Genomic DNA, 21530 nt, shown 5'->3' on the forward strand with positions numbered 1-21530 from the left:
AGTGCGCTTCTTCAATTAGAAGCGGAAGTGAGCGAATGCACGGTTAGCCTGAGCCATCTTGTGCATGTCGTCGCGCTTGCGTACTGCAGCGCCAGTGTTGTTTGCTGCGTCCTTGATTTCGTTCGCGAGAGCCTTGTGCATTGGCACACCCTTCTTATTGCGAGCGAATGTTACGAGCCAACGCATAGCGAGGGACTCAGAACGATCAGGAGCTACCTCGAGAGGCACCTGGTAGGTTGCACCACCAACACGGCGGGACTTAACTTCTACGCGTGGCTTAGCATTTTCGATTGCACGTGTGATCACTTCAAGTGGATCCACAGTGTCAACACCATCGTTGGCTGCTTCAATTGCGTTGTATACGATACGCTCAGCGATAGAACGCTTACCGTCCTTCATCACCTTAGCGATCAATGTGCCAACAAGCTGGCTATCGTAGCGTGCGTCGCGACGATCTTTCTTTGCGTGTACTCTTTTACGGCGTGCCATAATAAAATCTGTTTAGTTGTTATAGAGATGGAAAATCGAATTACTTCTTAGGACGCTTCACACCGTACTTAGAACGGGATTGCTTACGGCCATCAACACCAAGGGTATCGAGTGCACCGCGAACGATGTGGTAACGAACACCTGGCAAATCCTTTACTCGACCACCACGCACAAGCACAATGGAGTGCTCCTGCAAGTTGTGGCCTTCACCTCCGATGTACGCCATTACTTCCTTACCGTTAGTAAGACGAACCTTGGCCACCTTACGAAGCGCGGAGTTCGGCTTCTTTGGTGTACGTGTCATCACCTGAAGACACACTCCACGTCGCTGTGGACAAGCATTAAGAGCACGTGACTTAGACTGCTCTACTGGTGTTTTACGTCCTTTACGGACGAGCTGATTAATAGTCGGCATAATTGCTATTTGTTTATTTATCGATGTAAACCGCCTCGGCACAATGGTGCCAAGATAGTTTGTGGGGCGGCGACTGTACCCGCCGAACACGATCTGGCAAGCCCTATTTTGAGGATTTTCTCACCCATTTCACCATTCACCGAAACGGCACAACCCATTCAATTTGAAAGATCGTTTAGCTTTCTTAACAATAGGAGTCCTACCCCGCTCCGCACCAGCGATTCCACACAAAGGCACCTCAGAGCGAGCGAGAGAACTGATTCCTCCGAAGTCATTTAAATTGAATTCACTAAGAAAAATAGCCCCCATCACACAATGGAGGCTCCACAACTGCAGTAGCGACGCATGATGCACTCACATCAAACCACATCGACCACAATGCGCATGCCGTCCGCCTCCACAACCTCTACCTCAACCCCCGCTTCCACGTAACCACTGCGTGCCACGGCGTCGTATTGCCCGTGCTCGATAGAGACCTTCCCTGAGGGCGCGAGCGGCGTCTTTGTGATCGCCACCTTGCCCACCAGTTCACTGAATGGGTGCTCCACCCCTGTACCTGCCTCAAGATTCGCCCTTGAGGTCAGGCGATCATACATCGGAACACTCGGCACAAAGCGCATCAGTATAGCACTCAAAACCAGTGAACAAGTAAGACCAACTGAAACATAAATCAGAGGGAAGCCAAACACTGCCTTAAGTCCAAATACGCCACCTTCTTTATCCTTAAAACTCTCATACACATCCATGTCCACCATCGCCAACATCAGAGAAGCGAGGATCATCAGCACCCCGACGGCACCGGCGATGAACGTCCCAGGGATCACAAAAAACTCGAGAATCAAAAGAACCACGCCCGCCATAAAGAGAACAAACAACCAACCTGTAGCAAGGTTTCCATCCATATTATTCCCCACAAAGAACAAGCCAAAAGCAAGCATCGCAATCACACCAAAGACCCCAAAGCCTGGCGTCTTGAACTCCATAAACAACGCCAAGGCTCCCACGCTAATCAGAATCGGCGAAACGAGCCCCACCCACTGGGCAAAGGCCTGAAACCCCCTAGGCTCAGCAGAAACAAGCGTGGTCTTATCCAAGCCCTCCGCCACCAACACCGCATCAATATCCTCGCAAATGCCATCAGCCAACAAGGGCTTACCATCGTGCACCATGATCGCTTCATCCGCAATCAGGTTCAGCAATTCCTTATCACTCACCGTCACCTTACCATCGGCAAAGCTGAATTCCTGATCGCGAAACATCATCGCCTTCATCACATCTGGGTTGCGACCGCGTTCCTTTGCCACAATTTTCACATACGACTGGAAGAGCGACTCGATCTTGGCGCGCATCACTGGTTCAATTTCAGCCCCAGTGCCATTCACGATACCCGTCGATCCAATAGTACCACGTGGGTGCATGTATATTTTATCACAGCCAAAGGCGATCATTGACCCAGCACTGGTGGCTTCTGGGTTGACGAATGCGATCGAACGGATCGTCAACTCCGGCATCACACGTGTGATCAAATCTGCAGTCTCAGCAGCATAGCCCCCAGGGGTATCGATATCAAAGATCACAGCCGTGGCCCCCTGTGCCTCCGCCTGCTTCAACACATTGCGCCAATACTTGAAGGAATGCTTGTTCATCAGGGACTTCTCACCCACCTTCAACCAAATAACTTTATTGGTGAAATCCTCGGATTCCTTCGCTAGTGGTTCTTCAGTACCAGCATGCAGACCAGATAGCATCGCCGCCAGCACCAGTAAGACTCTCATCCATTTCTTCATACCTCAGCTTCTAACACAGCGAAGACCTTCAGCCCATTACAAAGAACGCAAGAAAGTAGAATCCAAGACACATGCCGCTCCCCTTTTCCAACAAATACACCCAAGGAGACCTTCAGAAACTCAAGGCATTGCTGGCACCACAATTTGCTGAAGCATTCCCACTGCCGCGCAAACAACTTCGCGTGCTCAACATCGCCTGTGGCCGCGCAGACGAAACAGGCATTCTCATTGAAAACCTCCTAGCCCATACCGAGTTACTCGAAATCACAGGTGTCGACATCCGTAACCGCGAAATCGGTGAAGCCAAACAACGCTGGGCCAAGCACCCGAAGGCGAATTGCCAATTCTTCACCCAGAACGCAAGCCAACTCGACCATGTCCGCGAACTCGATGGACCCTACGATCTCATCCTAATGCGCCACCAAAACTTTTGGAACGGTGCCGAGACATGGGTGAAAATCTACGATGCCGCACTGCACAGGCTGAGCGAGAGTGGCATCTTGACCATCACCTCATACTTCGACGATGAACACCGCCAAGCCATGCAGGCAATCACCAGCCTCGGTGGCAAATTACAGCACACACTGCGCAACCCCAAAGCACGCCCAATCGCCGACGCACCCAATAAATCGGTCGACCGCCACATCGCCATTTTCCGCCGCACCCCAATCTCCCCCGACATCATCGTGTAACTTTTTCCTCGTCTATCAACAGCTCGTAAGAGTAGATACAGAGGATGGCCAAGAACACTCTGCACATTTTCCGCGCCGGTTCGGAGCAGTGGGAAATCGACACCTGCGAACCACTGAAGCAAGCCTCCGAGGAGGGCGGATTGCTCTACCGCGCCTATGGACACGGCCCCTACCCAGGCGATAAATTCGCCACAGATGAGCTCCCCGAGATCCGCAACATTGGGTTCTGGGACTGCTCGGAGTCACAGCATTGGGGCTTGGACTGGCATCGTAATGAAGGGATCGAATTCACCTTCGTGCTGCACGGCTCAGTCGATTTTGAAACGTCAAACCACGCAAAAAAACTAGATGCAGGCATGCTAGCGATCACCCCTCCTTGGGTGAAACACAAGCTGGGATCACCAACGATCGGACCAAGCAAGCTTTTCTGGATCATCCTCGATGTGCAAGTCCGCCGCCCCAATGAGACCTGGGTCTGGCCTGACTGGGTGATCCTCGAGGCATCGGAGCTGGCACGGATTGAAGAACTCATCCAGAGCAACGACTTCGCCATCCCCGTGAGCAAGAAGCTCCTGACTTCCATTGAGAAACTACAAGACCTTGTGGAACACCAGCACACACCCGAGCACATTTCGCAGCTCAAGGTCTCAGTCAACCAATTGCTCATCGACCTTCTGGAGCACGACGCCCAAGAACAATACACGGTAGCTGAAAACACTTCGCTCAATCAAAGCTCCAAGACAATCGATATTTTCCTTCATGAGCTACCCAACTACCTCAGCATCCCTTGGACAGTAGAATCGATGGCCTTCGAGTGCGGCATGGGCAAAACAGCCTTCACTAAGATCATCAAACAGAAAACGAACAAGACCCCAATGCAGCACCTAAATGATGTTCGACTCGAGGCTGCCGCCACATTGCTCCAAGAATCAGGCACCCTCGTCAAAGAGGTGGCACAACAAATGAGCTACCGGAGTAGTGAGTACTTTTGTAAATGCTTCCGTAAAAAGTTCGGCATTTCACCAAGCCAATTCATGGCAAAGCGCTAGACTGAATGAAAAAAGGAGGCCGCAGCTGCGCCCCCCTTCAATCGGTAATCATACCATCAAGATTCAGGCTATTTTGCCGGAATTTCGTTGAGGGTGTACCAGCCACGGTCGTTGTATGGCTTCTCTTCTTTGGCTGAAGTCACATTGGGGAATGCGATTTGATGCAAGTGCCCCTGCACGCGTCCATCCACACTCAGGTGCACCACTTTACCATCTTCAGAGACCTTGATGTCTGTGATGACCGGAGTTTGCTTATCCTTTTCTGGTCCGCCATAACCCGGGCCATAAGGGTAGGTCCAAGCCTCCATGTGGTAGCTCTGCTTATTCATCGCCTTTGCCTGGTTCACTGGCTGAGTGAAGTGCAGATCAAATCCCGCCGGAGTGACTGAGATATGCTTGATGTCGAAGAACTCCTGGCCATTCCACTTGATTCGCTCCAGCGCTTGTGGAGCCTTGCCGCTCCCTCCCCAACCTCGGATAGTCTGTCCGACGAAAAGGAACCCTTCCTCGCTGAGGCGTAAAGCAACTGGACCCGATCCAACCTCATTCGTGAGTCGAAAGACAGAACCCTGCCAAACGCCATTGACCTTCTCCAAGAAACCACGCTCAACTTCTGCATTGGTCACCTCACCGAAGATCAATTGATCCGCAAATGGGCCAAACTTCCCGCCCGTGGTGTCAGGTACAATCTGAGTAGGTGATCGTGACATCCGGTGATGCGGCACCACGAGAGCTGCTGGCACGATGTCTTTGTATAGCTTCCGGTAATCTTCAAAGTTGTCATTCTGTGGCTCCGGTGGTTCATCTCCAAAGTTGGCAGTCTTGTACCAACGATTGGCGGATTGAGCACCCATATGCTTCCCTTCAACAAGTGGTTTGATGGATGAACTCCCATTCCAAAAACCTTGGTTGTCTGAGTAAAACAAGTCTCCTTCCGAGTTGGTTCCCAAACCACCTGGAGAACGCACACCAGGCGCAGCCGGAATCATCTCACCCTCAGGCGTGATCTTGAGTGCCCACCCTCGATAGAGCACATTGGAGCTCACCGATCCCGATAGGGTCAGAAGCACCCAATGGTTCCCATCCTTATCAGGATCAGAACCCCAGGCCCATTCGTAAGCGGCTGGAGAATAACCCCAATCATCGCACAGAGTGAAATACTCGTCAGCCACCCCGTCTTTGTCATGATCGCGGAGCAAAGTAACCTCTGGGCGCTGCGTCACCACGAGATCACCATCTCTCTCAAAAATACCAAATGGTTCATGCATCCCCGTGGCAAATCGAGTCCACTTCACCTTGCTTAAGTCTTCTTCATAGGCTCCCTCTACGATCCAAACTTCACCAAAACGCGTGCCCACGGCGAGGCGCTTTCCTGAAATTTCAGCCAAGCATCCCACCTCAATCGTCTCGCCTTCAGGAAAGGGGATATTCTCAGTGATGTAGGCCGCATTTTTTGCCACTACCGCCGAAGCCAGCGACATAAGGGTGAGTGTGATGTTTCTAAAAATCTTCATACTAAACTTCTATTTGAGTTGGTAAATAACGCTACTTGGCTTCTCATTGCTCAAGACTAGAAAGACAATCTCCTCGCCCCCCTGAGTCACCACCTTGTAGGTGCCGTCGGTAGCTATTTTCCATCGCTGGGTCTCGATCAGTTGGTCACTCAAAGTCGCTGCACCCTTCTTCAATCTGGCAATCTCTACATCCATGCTAGGAGCTGTGGTCACAAAGTGGCGCTTTACTGCGTTGGTCCCTGCAGCACCACTAAAGAAACTGATCAGATCATGTCCCCCGATCTTATAAGTAAAGATCGGTTCACCAGCTGGATTTAACTTGTAGCCTTTACTATCTACGTCCTGATTGCGTGCCGTAAGTGGTCGATTGAGAATCAAGACGTCCTCTCCGGCCACGCCTGCAGGCTGTTCACCTCGGAAAATAAAGTGATTGTTGACGTCAATGAAGTCACCTGTCCAAACCTTCGTGAGCAAGCTGCTTTCCAGATCAAGCAACACATGCACCTGGCTTGGAAAGCCAATTGCCATCCCACGGGCACTCGAGTCCTTGAGAATATTGCGATAGATCATTGGGCGATCCGTCGGCTTCCAAATATTCTTCGGCGCTGTCGCCTTCCCCACTTGAAACGGCTTACTTCCCTCCTTGAGGATATCAAAGAGCAAGGTACGGTTGTTCGACTTCGCATAGCTCTGCACCACCACTGGATAGACTCCAGACTTAAGTTCAAGCTTCTTTGAAGCTGGGCTCCCCGAGGTCGACGACACCACGACTGCCCCATCAAGTTTCACCTCAGCCCAATCATTGGCGTTTAGTTTGAACTCATAAATACCATCGTCGAAAACCTCCAAATCCCCGGTATGTAAAGTGCGGTGGCTACCTTCATAGTACTGAGAAGCATTCGGTACTAAATCATTCTTAGGTGCAGGAATATGGTACTTGTGAGCAGGCTCCGCCGTCGTGATTGCCAGCTTAGTCAAAGGCAATTCCGACTCAAAAGCCATCACCTGCGAAACACAATTCTTAAGCTCGATGGTCGCGGGCAACGGGTATTTGGCCAATACCTTATGCGCCTCAAGCGACTCGCCAATCTCAACAGTACTGCGGAGCTGCTTGACGAAATGCGGAGCCACAGCAGCCTCCTTATTCCCCCAACTACTGCGCACATATGTGGCGACGGCGGCGATTTCTTCATCCGTCATCGAAGCTCCCTGGGTAGGCATCAATAGATTGTATTGCTTCCCCTTCACCGTGATTTCTCCGACCAAACCACCCAGGATGATCTCCACCATCCGTCCCGCATCACCCCGAACCCACTCGCTCTCAGCAAGTGGAGGGAAAACCTCGGATACCGGCACGCCATTTTCTCCGTGACATGCCATGCAGTTCTTTTCGTATACCTTCCTGCCGTCGAGTGCCGAAGCGGTCCACGAGGTCAGCAAAGTGGCTGCTGTAAGAATTGTGATGCGTTTTACCATATGCTCTTTGTATCTTCTAAAGTGTGTTGTCTAGGCCGACCATTCGCGCAGTCTTTTGGCCGATGTCTGCACGGCGTCTACCCCTGCAATTTCAAGTGTCGTTGGGCCATCGTAGCCGATCGCGTCGAGAGCTTCCACAATCGATTGAATCCCCACAATGCCATCGCCCAATGGGATAAGCCCCATGCCGCAGCCATACATCGTACCGCGCTTTGGAAGCCATTCTTCCCCCATATCTTTCCAGTGCACGTGCTTGATGCGCTTACCAAACTTGTGGACGAACTCCAATGGGTCGCCACCACCGAGCCAGCTATTTCCTGTGTCAAGATTCACTCCCACAGTCTCTTCATGGCCGAGGGCGTCGAGAATGCTCTGCATCCCCTCCACACTGTCAGTCAACTCGCCGTGTGGCTCGATCAGTAATTCGATTCCAAGCTCAGCCGCCCAGCGAACGGGCTCGTGCAACTTCTCCGCAATCGAGAAAAGCTGTTGCTCTTGATTGAGACTATGCCCGAAGTCTGTTTTCGCGTCACCTTCCGTAGTGATCACCTGCTTGATGCCTAGGTGGTGCGCGAGGCGAATCGCCTTGATGATTTCCACCGTGCCATAACGATCTGGCGAGGTAGGGTCCAGCAAGTTGGCGTGAGCGCATACCGAGGTGAGCGTGATGCCCGCGTCTTCAGCCATCTTACGCACCTTTCCTGGGTGAGAGTCCAAGCTCAAAGAAGCAGTGAAGCCATACTCCACCCCGAGGCTACCACCATTGTGGCTGTCGGTAAGGTCGGCGTAATCAAATCCCATTTCCTTGATCGCATGAAATTGTCTTTCTAGCGAAGTAAACGGCTCAACAAGTGCGAAACATCCAATGATCATAAGTAATTTTATAGTTGGGTTGTATCTTTATATAACGGCAAGCGTGTGCACCTTCATATGGTAATTTTGATCGCAGCACGATTTTACAGACATTTCCAACCAAGGAATAAGACCTAGATTAGAGTGATTGCCTCGCCGCATTCCAAGCTTCAATCGAAAGCCTCAAGTTCCCCAACTTGTCACCCTTCACACCAAAACATTGCATCCCCACAGGCCCCTGGTAGCCAACTTCCTGCAACACACGCAGCAATTGCTCCTGCGGGAAATCACCCTCCCCCAAGCGCATGATCAATTCGTCCCACGATTTCCCACCCACATTCGCTCCATTAGTATTCACGCAAAACAAGTGTGGCGCTGACTGGCGAATCACTTCTTCCAGTGTCGCCACATCCTCGACCTTCAGGAAGTGTGCGAGGTTAAAGCTAACTCCCAAATTCGGGTGATCTACCTCATCAATCAAATCAAGGGCGTCCTGCATGGTTGCCACAGAGAAGCCAGCATGTGGATACAAGGTCAGCTTGACTCCAAGCTTTTGCGCCATATCAGCACTCTGCTTGAGCGCAGCCACGGTATTAGGACCTTTCTTGGTGACCGTCACTTCAGCCAACGCATTACGTTGCTTGAGGTGTGCCAAGAACGCTTCTGGTAGCGGCTTCTCATCCACATTCAAGTAGAGGCTAAGCACTTCAAGCCCGTGCCTTTCATATACCTCTACCAACTTTGGTAGTTTCCCATAGCCGTCACCTAAGACCACACTCACCCCAGCATAGCCAAGCTCCTTCAAGGCCTTGGCTTCGGTATCCATATCTGCAAAGCCCAGGGCATTGTAGAAGGCATAAAACTTGGGCGAATACGCAGGTGCTTCAGCGATGGCGGAAACCATGCTCACGCCCCAACAGAAAACTATCGATAAAATACACTTCACCCTATCAAGTACCTTCATGCTGCGACTATAATTGATGCAAATTTGTTCAGCGAACAATTTTAAAGCAACTGAATCAGTTGCTATGCTTGGCGTGAAAACCAATCGACAATCTGCTCTGCCGACTTCGGTCCCACTCCTGGCACGGCTTGAAGCTCGCGCACTGTTGCTTTTTTGATCGCCGCCAATGATTTAAAATGCTGAAAAAGCGCTAGCTTGCGGCTTTTTGACATCCCAGGGACCTCATCAAGAACACTCTCGTGCATCCGCTTACGCAGCAGCAGTTCGTTGTAGTTATTCGCAAACCGATGCGCCTCATCACGAATCCGCTGCATGAGTTTGAGCGCTCCTTCATCATGGCTGATGCGTAATGATTCACTCTCTCCGGGAAAGAAAATCTCCTCCTCCTGCTTGGCCAATCCGATAATCGGCAAATCCGACATTCCTAGGTCTTTCAGCTCGGCATAAGCGGAGGAAAGCTGCCCCTTGCCACCATCAACAATCACGAGATCAGGCAACAGCGTGCCCAGCTTGCCAGCATCACCCAGTCGATACATGATCTGCACCGTAGATTCTTGATTGACCTCGAATGCCTCTGGATCTTGCTTCCGCGCCTCCATAAGAATCCGGCTATAGCGCCGTCGCACCACCTCTGCCATACTCGCAAAATCATCCTGAGACTCCACTGACTTCATCCGATAGCGGCGGTACTTTTGGTTATCTGGAGCCCCATCCTGGAAGCGCACCATCGATGCCACGATGTGTGTGTTACTCACATTGGAGATGTCAAAACATTCCATCACACGCGGTGCTCGATCTAAGCCCAAATACTCACCAAGGCTCGTCATGTCCTCTTTCGGCTGCACCGTGGAGGGCACATGCTGCCGCCTAGAAAACTGACGTGTCGGGCTCAGAGTCTTTTCCAAATTCTGGATCACATCGCGCAAGCTCGCAGCTTTTTCAAAGTCAAGGTTTGCGGCAGCAGCTTGCATCTCCTCATTCAGGTGATTAAAGCGCGCTCGCTTCCCTCTACCTTCTAAAAACTCTACAGCCTCCATCACCTTCTCCCGGTAGCCCTCAAGCGAGACTTTACCCACACAAGGAGCTGAACAATTGCGGATGACATCTGCATGGCAATGTTTGTGATCATACTCCCCTGGACTGCGCACGGCACAGGTGCGAAGTCCAAACTCTCGGTTCAACCATTCAAGCGTGGCTTTCAAGGCATTCGAATGCACAAAGGGTCCAAAATATCGCGCGCCATCTTCCTTTCGCAGGCGCGTGAGGTCAAACTTGGGCATCGTATCCTTGAGCTGCACTCGCACCAACCAAAAACGCTTATCATCTCTCAAACTCACATTATAGCGCGGCCTATATTGCTTGATCAGCTTACTCTCTAGAATAAGCGCCTCCTCCTCACTGCGCACCGTCTGAATATCAAAATCCCAGATCGACTCAATCAAGGTGAGCGTCTTGAGGTCTGCCTTGCTCTTGCGCGACGGCATAAAGTAGCTAGACAGACGTTTCTTCAAGTTTTTCGCCTTTCCCACATAGATCGTGTTGCCCAACCTGTCTTTCATCAGATAGACACCAGGCTCCGAAGTCATGCTGCGCATTCTATCACGCATCGATGGTCGCTCACTAGACATGTTGTATGCCCACCAATGGTCACTGCGCCGAAAGACCGATGCAAGACCAAACGTAGATTCACCATGAACTAGGCCTTGCACCTCTGATGGCCGCCGCTAAACTCCCTACTAGCTTAACCATTATGAAATTCACATTCGGCAGCTTAATCGCTCAAACATCCAAGCTCCCTGACTCGGCAGACATCCAGGAAGAGGCTCTGAACATCTACCAGCTCATCTCCGAAAAAGGTGGCGTGGTCATGTACCCACTCGCCGCCCTGTCCTTCCTCACAGTCATACTCATTTTCTTCTACTTCATCACCATCAGGAGAAACTCAGTCGTCAGCAACCGCTTCATGAGCACTGCTGAAGCACTCATCAGAAAGCGTGACTACCTTGGACTAGTGGCTCAATGCCACCGCGAAAATAAATGCATCTCACGCGTGGCTGAAAAGGCTCTAGACTTCATGACCCATAACGATGGCGTGCCGTTCAAAGAAGTACGCGAAGTCGCCGAAGCCGAAGGATCACGCCAAGCCGGCATCCTCACCCAGCGGATTTCCTACCTCTCAGACATCGGTGGAATTGCTCCAATGATCGGCCTTCTTGGAACCGTGATCGGGATGATCAAGTCCTTCCATCAAATTTCCGCGGGCAACTTCGAAGGAGTGAAGCAAATGGAACTAGCTGGCGGCGTCTCTGAGGCATTGATCACCACCGCCTCCGGCCTCGTCATCGGCATCCTCGCACTCATTTTCTACTCCATCTTCCGCGGCAGAGTTCAAAAGTACATCGCCGAACTCGAAGCCGCAGCCACGCACCTCATGGCCCTTCTTGCAGCCCAGTACAACGAATCTGGAGGAAAGACCCCAAAAGCAGCCATGGCTGATGAAATCGAATTCGATGCCCCCAGCAACGACGACGGCTTTGCTGACTTTGCCCAGTTCGACCAACAAGGCAAAGGGCAACGTAGCAACCGCTCCGCCAACGACTAATCGCATCTGCGCGCGATCACATTATGAAATTTCATAACCGCCAAGCACCTCCAGCTGGATTCCAGCTCGCGCCGATGATTGATGTCGTGTTCCTCCTGCTCATTTTCTTCATCGTCACCTACCAACTCTCCGACTACGAAACCGAGTTGGATGTCAGCGTGCCAACTGCTGAGGAAGGATCCACAAAAACTCGGAGCTACCTCGAAGAAGTGGTGAATGTACGCAGCGATGGCACCATCATCATGGAACGCCAAAGCTACACCCTCGAACAGCTATACCAGAAGATGAAGCGCCTTGCCGCCGTCAACGCCGACCAACCGATCCGAATCCGTGGCGACGCTGAAACACAGTACCAAGACATCGTCGACGTCATTGACCATTGCCGAAAGGGAGGCATCCGCAACATTTCCTTCGCCACCCAAAAGAAGAAATCCGAGCAAACTCAAGGTCAATAGCATGGCTGCACGCCACTGCCGCCCGCATAGCACGCCCTAGAATTCGTGCTTCACACATCTTACTCCGCACTACACACTGCAACTCATGCGCGCACTCTATTTAGCACTCGGGATCCTATGCCTCCCTGCTCCACTGACCGCCCAGGTGATCGTGGTGGAAGAATCCACGCAAGAATCACTGCAAAGTGACCCAGCAGCGGACTACTTCGCGCGTGCCCGCCAGCTCTATGACGCGGCGGCTAGCGAGCCGGATCCATCTCAAGCAATCGCTCTCTATCGCCGTTCTATCCCGATTTTAGAGAACTACGTGAGCACCTACCCGCGCCATAAATTCGCAGAACCCTCCCGCTACTACCTAGCAAATGCCTACTACGCTGTGGGGAATCGCGTACTCGCCAACAACCAGCTAGAAAACCTCATTCAGCAATACCGCTCCGGCCCCTACGTAGCCGCTGCAGCATTCCGACTAGGCTACGAACGCTACAATCAAAAACGCTACACCAAGGCCGCCCGCTACTTCCAGCTCACCCGCTCCAACGCCGAGGAGGAATCTGATAAACTCAGAGCAGCATACTTCGAGGCTCAATGTTATCTCAACCTCAATGACAAGCTAGGAGCCAAAGCCTTACTAGAACTACTGGCCACTAGTGAGCTCGTCACCGACCACACCACACAAGCGATCCAATCCCTTGCCCACCTTCACTTCAGTGACCAAGAATTTGAAGAGGCACTCAAGCAATACCAATCACTACTGAGTAAAGCCCTCCCACCTGAGATGCGCGCAGAGATCACTTTCCATGCCGGAGCCACTTCTACCGCACTCGAGAAATACCCAGAAGCCTCCAAATTTTATCAAGAAGCAATCGACCTTGACCTCCCCCCCTGGAAGGCCAAAGCCTACATTGGTCTGCTACAACAACTGTACTCACAAAAACAATACGACGAGATCATCGCGACTCTCAATGACTCATCCGTGATGTTGGCGCCAGAGCAACGCGCTAAACAAGGGTTCATTGTAGGTCAGGCGTACCTCCAGAAAAAACAATACGCTGAGTCCATTGCCTTCTTCGAAGAAGTAGAACGCTCGGTCCCGAATACCGAAACTGCCTTCAATGCTGCCTACTACAAACTCAAAGCACTCTATGAAATCAATGCTAAGCGCACCCCAAAAAGCGTCGATCAATTCATTCAAAAATACGCGATCGGTAGAGGGACTAACAAATTCATTCATCACGCCCTCCTGATGAAAGCCGAGGTGCTCTACCAAGAGAACAAGTTCAAGGAAGCATCAGAAACATACAGCGCCATCAGTCCCGAATTCATCTCACCTTCGAACCGCTCCGCCATGCTCTACAAAAAAGCCTGGAGCTTCATGCAATCGGAAAACAACGAAGGTGCAATCAACGCCTTCACCCAGTTCATGAATGAAGTGCCTAAGGACCCCAAAGTCCCCACTGCCTACGCCATGCGTGGCCAAGCACACATGAATCTAGGAGACCGCGTCAAGGCATTAAAAGACCTCGATAAAGCCATCCAGCGCGCCCCCAAAACCGCAGTGGCAGCACGCGCGCTCCAGCTCAGCGCCCGCGTTGAACGCAATGCCAAACGCTATCCAGACACGATCAGCCGGCTGGAACAACTACTCAAAGACTACCCAGACTTCATCAGCGCAAAGTCCAAAGCCAATAGCCAATACTGGCTAGGCCATTGTTACTACAAGCTCGAACAATTTGATAAAGCCATCCCCGCGTTGCGCGCCGCAAGAGTAAGTGCCAAAGATTCCTACGACAAACAAGCAAGCATCATACTCATGATGATGCACTACGCCCAAAAGGACTTTGCGACACTCAAGAAGGAAGTCACTCACCTTGAGGAGCTCGGATTACAGGATCAAATCCCTCTAGCTGTCTACCGCGGCCTTGGAAGCCAAGCCTACCAAGACAAGGACTACCAAGCAGCAGCCACCTTCCTCAGTAAAGGCTGTGAAACCGGGGCTCCCCAAAAGACCCCAAACACAGTCTGGCGTCTCATCGTTAAATCACAGATGCTCAGCAAACAGTGGCAACAGGCCAATGCAACAGCCAAAACACTCGTCGAAGTCGAGACTGAGCCAGCCTACCAAGCCAATGCACTCCTGACTCTTGGAGTCACCCAGCTTCACCTCAAACAACTCGACAGCGCACTCGCCTCTGCCGAAAAGGCACTTGCCATGCGCCCATCTGGAGAAACCAAAGCCGCTCTACTCAATCTCGTAGGCAATATCGCCTACCTCAGTGAAGACTACGAAAAAGCATCGCAGCATTACGTGCTCGTCGTCGAATCCTTCGATGAATCCGCAGTCCACGAAGAAGCACTCTACATGCTAGTCCAGTCGCTCAACAAACTCGACAAAGATAGTAGTTCCTATCGAAACTCACTCCGCCTGCGCTACCCTGGCAACCAATCGCCGGATTGGTTGTGAGAACTTCTACATGCATGAAAGGCCTCATTTGCTAGTCATCAATCATGAGAAGGCTATGACAGCAGTTAATTAGATGTACTAATTCTAGCACGTATATTGAGCGTACTTTTGTAGGTGAATTGAACTTCATCAACCACCTCTTCACCCCAAGCGGTAGAGGTGTGGACCCATTGTACGGTCCACTCCCCATCACTATCAATGTACCCATCGTTCAGCGCAACAGAGCTCAGCTCACCCGGACTTAACAGTTCGTCTTTGGGATTCAAAAACGTAGCACTTGATTCTATCGCCTTATAATTGTTTGGCTCGCTACTCTTGAATACTCTCAATTGGACGGTAGCTTGGGGGTACACATTCTGAATGGTAAACGATACCGTAGGCAAGGTAGTATAGGTTTCGCCATCATTGATGCCTGTCATCGATCCTGAATGCTTGGGCAAAATTAAGATCTCTTGCGAAGCAAACTCATCATTGTAGGTGTTGCTCTGATCGTTCTCTACAATACTGAACACCACAGAACCCGAGAGGCTCTCAGCCGTACCGCTAGTAAATAGAGACATGGGATTATACGACTTCGTCTTTGCTAGGGTGTTTGTAGTGATATCCTCGTCAAAAATTTTACCCGCATCAGTCTGGTATACTAGAATCGCGGAATTGAGCCGTGTATCCTCAACCTCCTTGAGGTTATTCACGGTGTAGGTGACATAAAATGGCTGATCTGCTCTCGTCCTTGGAATCCCAGTGGCGCTACTATCACTGACAATAGTGACTTCTGCTTGCGGGGCTTCCGCATAGATCGTCTTGGTATCGAGGATATAGCTATCCGCATTGTCGCTCGGGTTGATTGCGATCAATTCATAAATGACCTTGTGCACCACAGGACGCTGACTGGTGATCGACGCTAAGTCCGACAGGTTATGCGGGATTGAGATGCCATCCTGTAGATCGTTTGCATCATAATGCGTTTCGATGATGTAGTCGACATACTCAGCCTGAGTAAGTACTGCCCCCCCACAAAAAAACACAATAGATGATGCAATCAACTTCATGGTGTTTCTCCTTTCTGATTCTGAGAAAACAACTCAATCTCTGGCTCCAAGGCTACAGGCTTGACACCAGCGGGACGACCTCCATTGATTGCTATAATCACCTTATTCAGCAGAACGAGACGCTCCAGTTCCTCTTGAAGGATTTTCCTTTTGCCCATCATCTGCTCAAAGTGCACTTCATAGGTCTCCACCCAGCTACTATTCGAAGCCAGAAAATGCTTCATTGAGACCATGCTGCCATCCGCCTTCCCGCCCCTCACAATTTTAGATTCAAATTCTTTTGGCACTACGATCAAGGCTCCTTTAGGCACCATCAACAATAGATTCCGATCACTAAGAAAATCCATGCGCATGTGGATCGGCACTTTAGGTCGCAATTTCACCGTTGAGCTCTTGACTACCTTCTGCTGCTCCTCGACGACGTGTTTAGAAATTTCTGCGCTCTGGGCAAATGGCACAAACATCAGCACAAGAGCTATTTGATCGAACTTACCCATCATCTTCATTTTATCAATCCCTCGAGCTAGCATCAATCATCCCATCCATGGCTCCAACGCTTACGTTTCGTCCGGTCTTTTGGCTTACCTCCACCAGCATTGCCACAGCCATAACTCGTATCGTAATCGCTATAATCATGCTCACCCACCTCAAGGTCACGCTCATACTCACGGTTACTCCTCACCACTTCATCATCCACTGAGCTATCAGTATCTTCTCCCCCACTGTTTCCTGGATTACTAGAATCAACACCATCCAAGTTGTTTCCATGACCATTGTTAGAAGTCCCTCCATTGATGTGTTCATCCACTTCACCTCGGGCAGATCCAACACCAGTCTCAAGATCGGTAAAGCGAACCAATACGATCGCGTCCTGCATGTCATACCCGTGAGAGCTCGTATCTGTATGAGTGAGCTCCGCAGCATAAATCAAATCCAATGCTCCCAAGACCAAACGCCCATTCTCGGTGTATGGCAACATGTATTCTTCAGCTGATGTCGCGAGTGCGTCACTACTCGGATTCTTTGGAGGTTCGTCTCCATCAACAAAAATCTGCACTTCAGGTGAGTCATTGTAGCGCCATTGCTTGTACCCCGCGTATCTGGAGCGAAACTCAATAGAAGTCCCAGCCTCCACGACTCTCTCGACCAAGACCTCGGTCACATCCACTGCAGCTCCTGGCCCTGTGAAAACATGCTCCCACTCACCATGATTGAAGCAAATTTCACTCACGGAGTCATATTCATTGCCCCCAGAATCAGTAATCCCTGTGCCAATCATGCTAACCTTTACCAATAGCTTGCGCTTCGTCACAATTTCATCATCGGCAGATCCCGCACTTCCAGAATCACCTGCCCCCTCCCCAGAGCCAGTCGACCCTCCAATAGCAATCACACTGTGGATCGTCTGTGGGTGCGTTGTTTCCCAGGTCAATACGGGGTAATCGTCAACCATCACAATCTCAGCTCCGATGTGCAGCTTCCCAATCGGAATCGTTGGTTCCTGCGTCTGGGCTAGTACTACCGATGAAGCGATCACCTGGCTTACTAGAGCCCAATACCATATGTCTCTGTGTATTTTCATCTTAGTTCCTTTTTGTTCATTCTATGGGGGAATTCACAAGCGGACGGGGAATACTCATATTAAACCAAGAAAACCGGACATTCAGAAGACACTCCGAAACCCAGAGCCATACTTATTAAAACTTAATAAAAACGGTTTTTTCATTAATCCACATCCCTCAGAACCAAGAATGCTCTAAAGTATTGATGTAGAATAGTGTGAGTGGGCTACATAGAAACCATCTATTATATCAAACCAAACCTTCTCTCACTCCACGCGCTGACGAATTCTTCATAATCAGAGCAAACAAAAAAAGAGCGCCAGAAGTTGACCTTCTGGCGCTCTAAGTGAATTACGTTTTTGAACGTTCCTGCTGTCTCCTACTGTGATGTACTCACACGGGACCGAACGTTAATGGTAGATGTGTATTGAATATTATCATCCGGTATGCCTGTGGACCCATCAAAATTTTTGATCTCCTCTTCACCCCAAGCAGTTGAAGTATGCACCCATTTGAACTTCCATTTACCGTCTGAAGTAATCAACTCATCATCGAGCGTGACAGTGATATTAGCCTCTGGAGTGTATAAATCATCCGTCAGGTTTTCGAAAGTAGCAGCACAATTCATGACCTTGTAGTTATCAGGGTCCCCCTCAGGATGCACCCTTAACTGCAAGGACGCTTGCGGGTATACGTTTTTAACGTTCATCGTCAGCGTGGGAAGCTTTGAGTATGTCACTTCTGGGTCGAAGCCTGTCAGTGTGCCTTGGACTTTTGGGAGCACCTTTACCACTTGTGAATCAAATTCATCAGCATAGCTGTATGTTGAATCGGTGGATGTCGTATTCTGAACGACATAAAAAGTTACTTCACCCTCCAAATTGTAGTAATCTGAAGACCCAAACAAGTCAGATGGAGTATACTCTCTCCGCTCGGCTATTACATTGTCAGTGATCACCTTATCAAAAACCTTACCCGAATCTGTCGCATACACAAGAACGGCGGAGTTAAGGTGAGGATTCTCTGAATCAGTTTGGATGTTGTTCACTGTGTGGGTGACATAAAAGGGTTTGTCGGCACGAGTTCGCGGTATACCAGTTGCGGAGCTATCACTGAGAATCGTGACTTCTGCTTGAGGTGCAAACCCATAAATTGTTTTCGTGTCTAGAATGTATGCATCAGTGATATCACTATCATTGTATGAACGGAGTTCATAGACAGCTTTATCTGTGACGCCTATCTCTCCTGTAATGCTTACCTTATCTTCAAGGGAATGCTTACGAAGCGTACCAGGCTTCTCGTTACCATCGGAATCATAATGCGTCTCCCAGATTTCATCTACGTAGTCAACGCTGGCCGCACATGGCAGAACTGAGGCCAATAATAATGCTGGAATGATTGGATTTTTCATTATTTGAATATATTTAGTTGTTAGTTTCAGTATCTTCGGGAATCAGCGCTATAGGAGCAACGGACGTGAATGCGTTCCCTACCATGGCGAGTACCACTTTGTTGTACTGTTTGAGTCGATCGAGTTCTTCTTGAGTAAAGCGAATGGCTCCGCGAGCCTGCTTGTCTGATATCTTGTGTAAATGCAGCCAAGAGTTATTACTCGATAAAAACTCCTTGGTACTCACTACCTTGCCTGAGATTGACGATCCATCGACCATCTTTCCCTTATATGCATCAGGTAGCACAATGACACAACCTTTGGGTACAATCAGTACTTTCCCGTAACTTTGTAGAAAGTCAGCTTTCTCAGTCAAAGGAACTTTAGGCCGTATACGAACCCTACTTTTCGTCTCTTCAGCACTTAGTGGGAGCGATAGCAACGAGAGTAGTAAGCTACTGATACCTAGGGCCTTTGTGATTCTCATGTATCAATATTGTTTAAGTGGCTCCAAGGTACTTGGAGCTACTCATAAAAGATTACTTGTCCTTCTTCTTAGATTTATCCTTAGGTTTCCCTCCAGAGGCATGCCCACAGCCGTATGATGTGTCATAGTCTGAGTAGTCATGAAGGGTATCCTCGATAAGTTTAACGTAATCACGGTTACTTTTCACTTCATCATCCACGCTGGAATCTGAATCTTCAAATGGCGCATTACCTGGATTACTGGAATCAACACCATCTGCATTATTACCATGACCATTGTTTGATTTACCGCCATTCACGTTTTCATCAACTTCTCCTTTGGAAGAGCCTACACCAGTTTCCAAGTCCGTGAATCGAATCAGCACAATTGAATCCTGCATGTCGTAACCTTTATCGCTGGTCTTTGTGTGAGTAAGTTCAGCCGCGTAAATCAAGTCTAAGGCTCCAAGTACTAATTTGCCGTCTTTTGTGTAGGGACGCATGTATTCCTCAGCGGAAGTATCCCCGTCGTTGGCTTTAGCATTTGCTGGTGGCTCATCGCCATCGAAAAAGATCTGGACTTCAGATGAAGTATTGTATCTCCAGTCATCATAACCAGTATAACGAGCTCGAAACTCAATTGTAGAGCCCTCCTCGATCACTTCTTCAAGCAGAACTTCTGTCACATCAACTGCTGCGCCAGGTCCAGTAAAAATATGTTGCCAACTACCACCATTGATTCTGATTTCATTGGCAGAATTGTACTCTTTTCCTGATGAATCAGTAATCCCAGTACCGATCATACTCACCTTCATCAAAAGTTCCTTCTTGGTAACAATCGTGTCATCATTCTTTTTCCCATCTCCAATGTCGATAATGTCTTCGATCTCGATAACGTCTTCGATCGTTTGTGGGTGGGTAACCTCCCATGTCAATACAGGCTTTGTTGTTGCATAAACAACATCCGTATCGATATGAAGCTTACCAATTGGTATCGCCGGCTCTTGTTTTGCTGCTTGCGCACAGGTGATGACTGCCGCCGTAGTTCCCAAAACGGGTAGGATTTTGAATTTTTTCATTATGTACTTTTCGCTAGGTTCGGCGGGGGGAACTTACGAGGAGCTATAACTTAATAATAAATCAAGGCTTACAGAGTTTGTAAACACTAGAGATGCCAATTAATTAAACATCCGTATAAACATGACTAACAGATCATTGATTTCTAGGTAGATACCAAGGTTATAGTTTATTCCTGTTAACTAAATTTTTCAATCGTATCACGCCAGGTTTCACGTGCTTGTTCCAGTAGTTTTGCGTGATTCTTATCAGACAATGTCCCAGAAGATTTATAGGAGTCCTCTTTACGTTCCAAACTATCTAAGTACCTCCGAATCGTATTCACGTCTCCTTTACTCAACCGTCCAGACGCCTCCCCGAAACGCAATACAGCCTCTGTGTTAAACTGAATTTTATTCACTTTGGGCGTCATCATTCCAGCTGGAGCTTTCTCAATGACCTGTTTCTTCACAGATTCTTGAATTTTAGTAATTTGAGATTTTGTTTCAGACATATCGGCCTTATCGCCGGCAGCAAGATAGCTCTCCCCCACAGTCAGCAATTTGTTGATCTGATCTCTTGCGACTTCTTCATCCATTCGATCCTCAGTCACAGCCTTATGAATCATCTTGTAAGTTTTCGAATGGGCTGAACTCAACTTAGCGTCTGATTTACCGTAATAGAGCTCACCTTGGCTGGTCAGAAGCTGATGTTCCCGGAATTTATCCGCCAAAACGCCAAGGTCAGAAACGTTTCCCGACAGTGAAGCTCTCTTCGCAGCTCGAGCCCCCTTCTTGTTAAAGTTCGGGCCTGCATGCAGCACATTGGCCGATATCATCGCGCTAAGACTAAGGATTAAGGTTATCTTCATAGTAATTTTTGTTGGGTTTCAACTCTATGAACCTACCACCAAGACAATGGTTGCAAAAACATCGAAATTCACACCCTTCTCAGCATCTGAGCACAAAAAAGCCCGATCTCAGCGTTAGCTAAGACCGGGCATATAACCTGGCGACGACCTACTCTCACAGGGCCTATCGCCCAACTACCATCGGCGCTAAAGTGTTTCACTTCCGGGTTCGGAACGGGACCGGGTGGTTCCACTTTGCTATGGTCACCAGAGACCGCACTTCGTGCGGAGTGATCAGTGTGAAGTAAGAAGTGTGAAGTTCTTAGTCACATCACTTTTTGATGGCTCAAAAAGCGGTCTCTATTGGCCTTAGCTTTCGCTTTGGTTTAAGTAAGTTTTCGA

20 protein-coding genes and 1 rRNA gene are annotated in these 21530 nt (G+C 49.5%); 5 read left to right on the forward strand and 16 right to left on the reverse strand.

What is annotated here, in order from left to right; all coding sequences use genetic code 11:
* Window positions 1-15: 15 nt before the first annotated feature.
* The 3 genes from rpsG to F454_RS0109330 all read right to left on the reverse strand — a co-directional run bounded on the left by rpsG (window position 16) and on the right by F454_RS0109330 (window position 2691).
* Complete coding sequence (gene rpsG / locus F454_RS0109320; RefSeq protein WP_018970386.1) at window positions 16-489, reverse strand: 30S ribosomal protein S7; 474 nt, start codon at window positions 487-489, stop codon at window positions 16-18.
* 40 nt (window positions 490-529) lie between these two features.
* Window positions 530-904 carry a 30S ribosomal protein S12 gene (rpsL, locus tag F454_RS0109325; RefSeq protein ID WP_026292818.1) on the reverse strand — a complete coding sequence of 125 codons (375 nt, stop codon included), beginning with the start codon at window positions 902-904 and terminating at the stop codon, window positions 530-532.
* 359 nt (window positions 905-1263) lie between these two features.
* Entirely contained in the window at window positions 1264-2691 is a 1428-nt protein-coding gene (locus F454_RS0109330; RefSeq protein WP_018970388.1) for an NfeD family protein, read from the reverse strand.
* 71 nt (window positions 2692-2762) lie between these two features.
* On the opposite strand from F454_RS0109330, the gene F454_RS0109335 reads away from it, so the two are divergent.
* The gene (locus F454_RS0109335; protein WP_018970389.1) at window positions 2763-3383 is read left to right on the forward strand and encodes a class I SAM-dependent methyltransferase; all 621 of its coding nucleotides are present in this window, start codon (window positions 2763-2765) and stop codon (window positions 3381-3383) included.
* A gap of 44 nt (window positions 3384-3427) precedes the next feature.
* A complete protein-coding gene (locus tag F454_RS0109340) occupies window positions 3428-4432 on the forward strand; it encodes an AraC family transcriptional regulator (RefSeq protein WP_018970390.1) in 1005 nt (334 codons plus the stop codon).
* A gap of 68 nt (window positions 4433-4500) precedes the next feature.
* On the opposite strand, the gene F454_RS0109345 is transcribed toward F454_RS0109340, so the two are convergent.
* The 5 genes from F454_RS0109345 to F454_RS0109365 all read right to left on the reverse strand — a co-directional run bounded on the left by F454_RS0109345 (window position 4501) and on the right by F454_RS0109365 (window position 10866).
* Window positions 4501-5946, reverse strand: coding sequence for a hypothetical protein (locus tag F454_RS0109345; protein ID WP_018970391.1), 1446 nt, complete (start codon window positions 5944-5946; stop codon window positions 4501-4503).
* Between the two features lie 9 nt (window positions 5947-5955).
* On the reverse strand, window positions 5956-7422 hold the full coding sequence (locus F454_RS15800) for a c-type cytochrome (protein WP_018970392.1): 1467 nt from the start codon (window positions 7420-7422) through the stop codon (window positions 5956-5958).
* Between the two features lie 30 nt (window positions 7423-7452).
* A complete protein-coding gene (locus tag F454_RS0109355) occupies window positions 7453-8295 on the reverse strand; it encodes a sugar phosphate isomerase/epimerase family protein (protein ID WP_018970393.1) in 843 nt (280 codons plus the stop codon).
* A 118-nt stretch (window positions 8296-8413) separates the two neighbouring features.
* The gene (locus tag F454_RS0109360; RefSeq protein WP_169334355.1) at window positions 8414-9178 is read right to left on the reverse strand and encodes a sugar phosphate isomerase/epimerase family protein; all 765 of its coding nucleotides are present in this window, start codon (window positions 9176-9178) and stop codon (window positions 8414-8416) included.
* Between the two features lie 122 nt (window positions 9179-9300).
* Entirely contained in the window at window positions 9301-10866 is a 1566-nt protein-coding gene (locus F454_RS0109365) for an excinuclease ABC subunit UvrC (RefSeq protein WP_026292820.1), read from the reverse strand.
* 122 nt (window positions 10867-10988) lie between these two features.
* On the opposite strand from F454_RS0109365, the gene F454_RS0109370 reads away from it, so the two are divergent.
* The 3 genes from F454_RS0109370 (at window position 10989) to F454_RS0109380 (ending at window position 14756) form a co-directional block, all read left to right on the forward strand.
* The gene (locus tag F454_RS0109370; protein ID WP_018970396.1) at window positions 10989-11840 is read left to right on the forward strand and encodes a MotA/TolQ/ExbB proton channel family protein; all 852 of its coding nucleotides are present in this window, start codon (window positions 10989-10991) and stop codon (window positions 11838-11840) included.
* Window positions 11841-11863: 23 nt separating this feature from the next.
* Window positions 11864-12295: an ExbD/TolR family protein gene (locus F454_RS0109375; RefSeq protein WP_018970397.1), complete on the forward strand. Its 432-nt coding sequence runs from the start codon at window positions 11864-11866 to the stop codon at window positions 12293-12295.
* A gap of 85 nt (window positions 12296-12380) precedes the next feature.
* A complete protein-coding gene (locus F454_RS0109380) occupies window positions 12381-14756 on the forward strand; it encodes a tetratricopeptide repeat protein (RefSeq protein WP_018970398.1) in 2376 nt (791 codons plus the stop codon).
* 65 nt (window positions 14757-14821) lie between these two features.
* Here F454_RS0109380 and F454_RS0109385 read toward each other — a convergent pair whose 3' ends face one another.
* The 8 genes from F454_RS0109385 to rrf all read right to left on the reverse strand — a co-directional run bounded on the left by F454_RS0109385 (window position 14822) and on the right by rrf (window position 21400).
* Entirely contained in the window at window positions 14822-15805 is a 984-nt protein-coding gene (locus tag F454_RS0109385; RefSeq protein WP_018970399.1) for a hypothetical protein, read from the reverse strand.
* Window positions 15802-16305 carry a hypothetical protein gene (locus tag F454_RS0109390; protein ID WP_156817225.1) on the reverse strand — a complete coding sequence of 168 codons (504 nt, stop codon included), beginning with the start codon at window positions 16303-16305 and terminating at the stop codon, window positions 15802-15804. The genes F454_RS0109385 and F454_RS0109390 overlap by 4 nt, the downstream gene beginning before the upstream one ends.
* 29 nt (window positions 16306-16334) lie before the next feature.
* Window positions 16335-17387 carry a hypothetical protein gene (locus F454_RS0109395; protein WP_018970401.1) on the reverse strand — a complete coding sequence of 351 codons (1053 nt, stop codon included), beginning with the start codon at window positions 17385-17387 and terminating at the stop codon, window positions 16335-16337.
* Between the two features lie 359 nt (window positions 17388-17746).
* Entirely contained in the window at window positions 17747-18778 is a 1032-nt protein-coding gene (locus tag F454_RS0109400) for a hypothetical protein (RefSeq protein WP_018970402.1), read from the reverse strand.
* Window positions 18779-18791: 13 nt separating this feature from the next.
* Entirely contained in the window at window positions 18792-19037 is a 246-nt protein-coding gene (locus tag F454_RS16365; protein ID WP_205619020.1) for a hypothetical protein, read from the reverse strand.
* A 259-nt stretch (window positions 19038-19296) separates the two neighbouring features.
* Window positions 19297-20301: a hypothetical protein gene (locus F454_RS0109410; RefSeq protein WP_018970404.1), complete on the reverse strand. Its 1005-nt coding sequence runs from the start codon at window positions 20299-20301 to the stop codon at window positions 19297-19299.
* Between the two features lie 176 nt (window positions 20302-20477).
* Window positions 20478-21149: a hypothetical protein gene (locus F454_RS0109415; RefSeq protein WP_018970405.1), complete on the reverse strand. Its 672-nt coding sequence runs from the start codon at window positions 21147-21149 to the stop codon at window positions 20478-20480.
* A 135-nt stretch (window positions 21150-21284) separates the two neighbouring features.
* Window positions 21285-21400 (reverse strand): 5S ribosomal RNA (rrf, locus tag F454_RS0109420).
* Window positions 21401-21530 lie beyond the last annotated feature (130 nt).

The sequence above is a fragment of the Rubritalea marina DSM 17716 genome (assembly GCF_000378105.1).
Taxonomy (GTDB): Bacteria; Verrucomicrobiota; Verrucomicrobiia; order Verrucomicrobiales; family Akkermansiaceae; genus Rubritalea; species Rubritalea marina.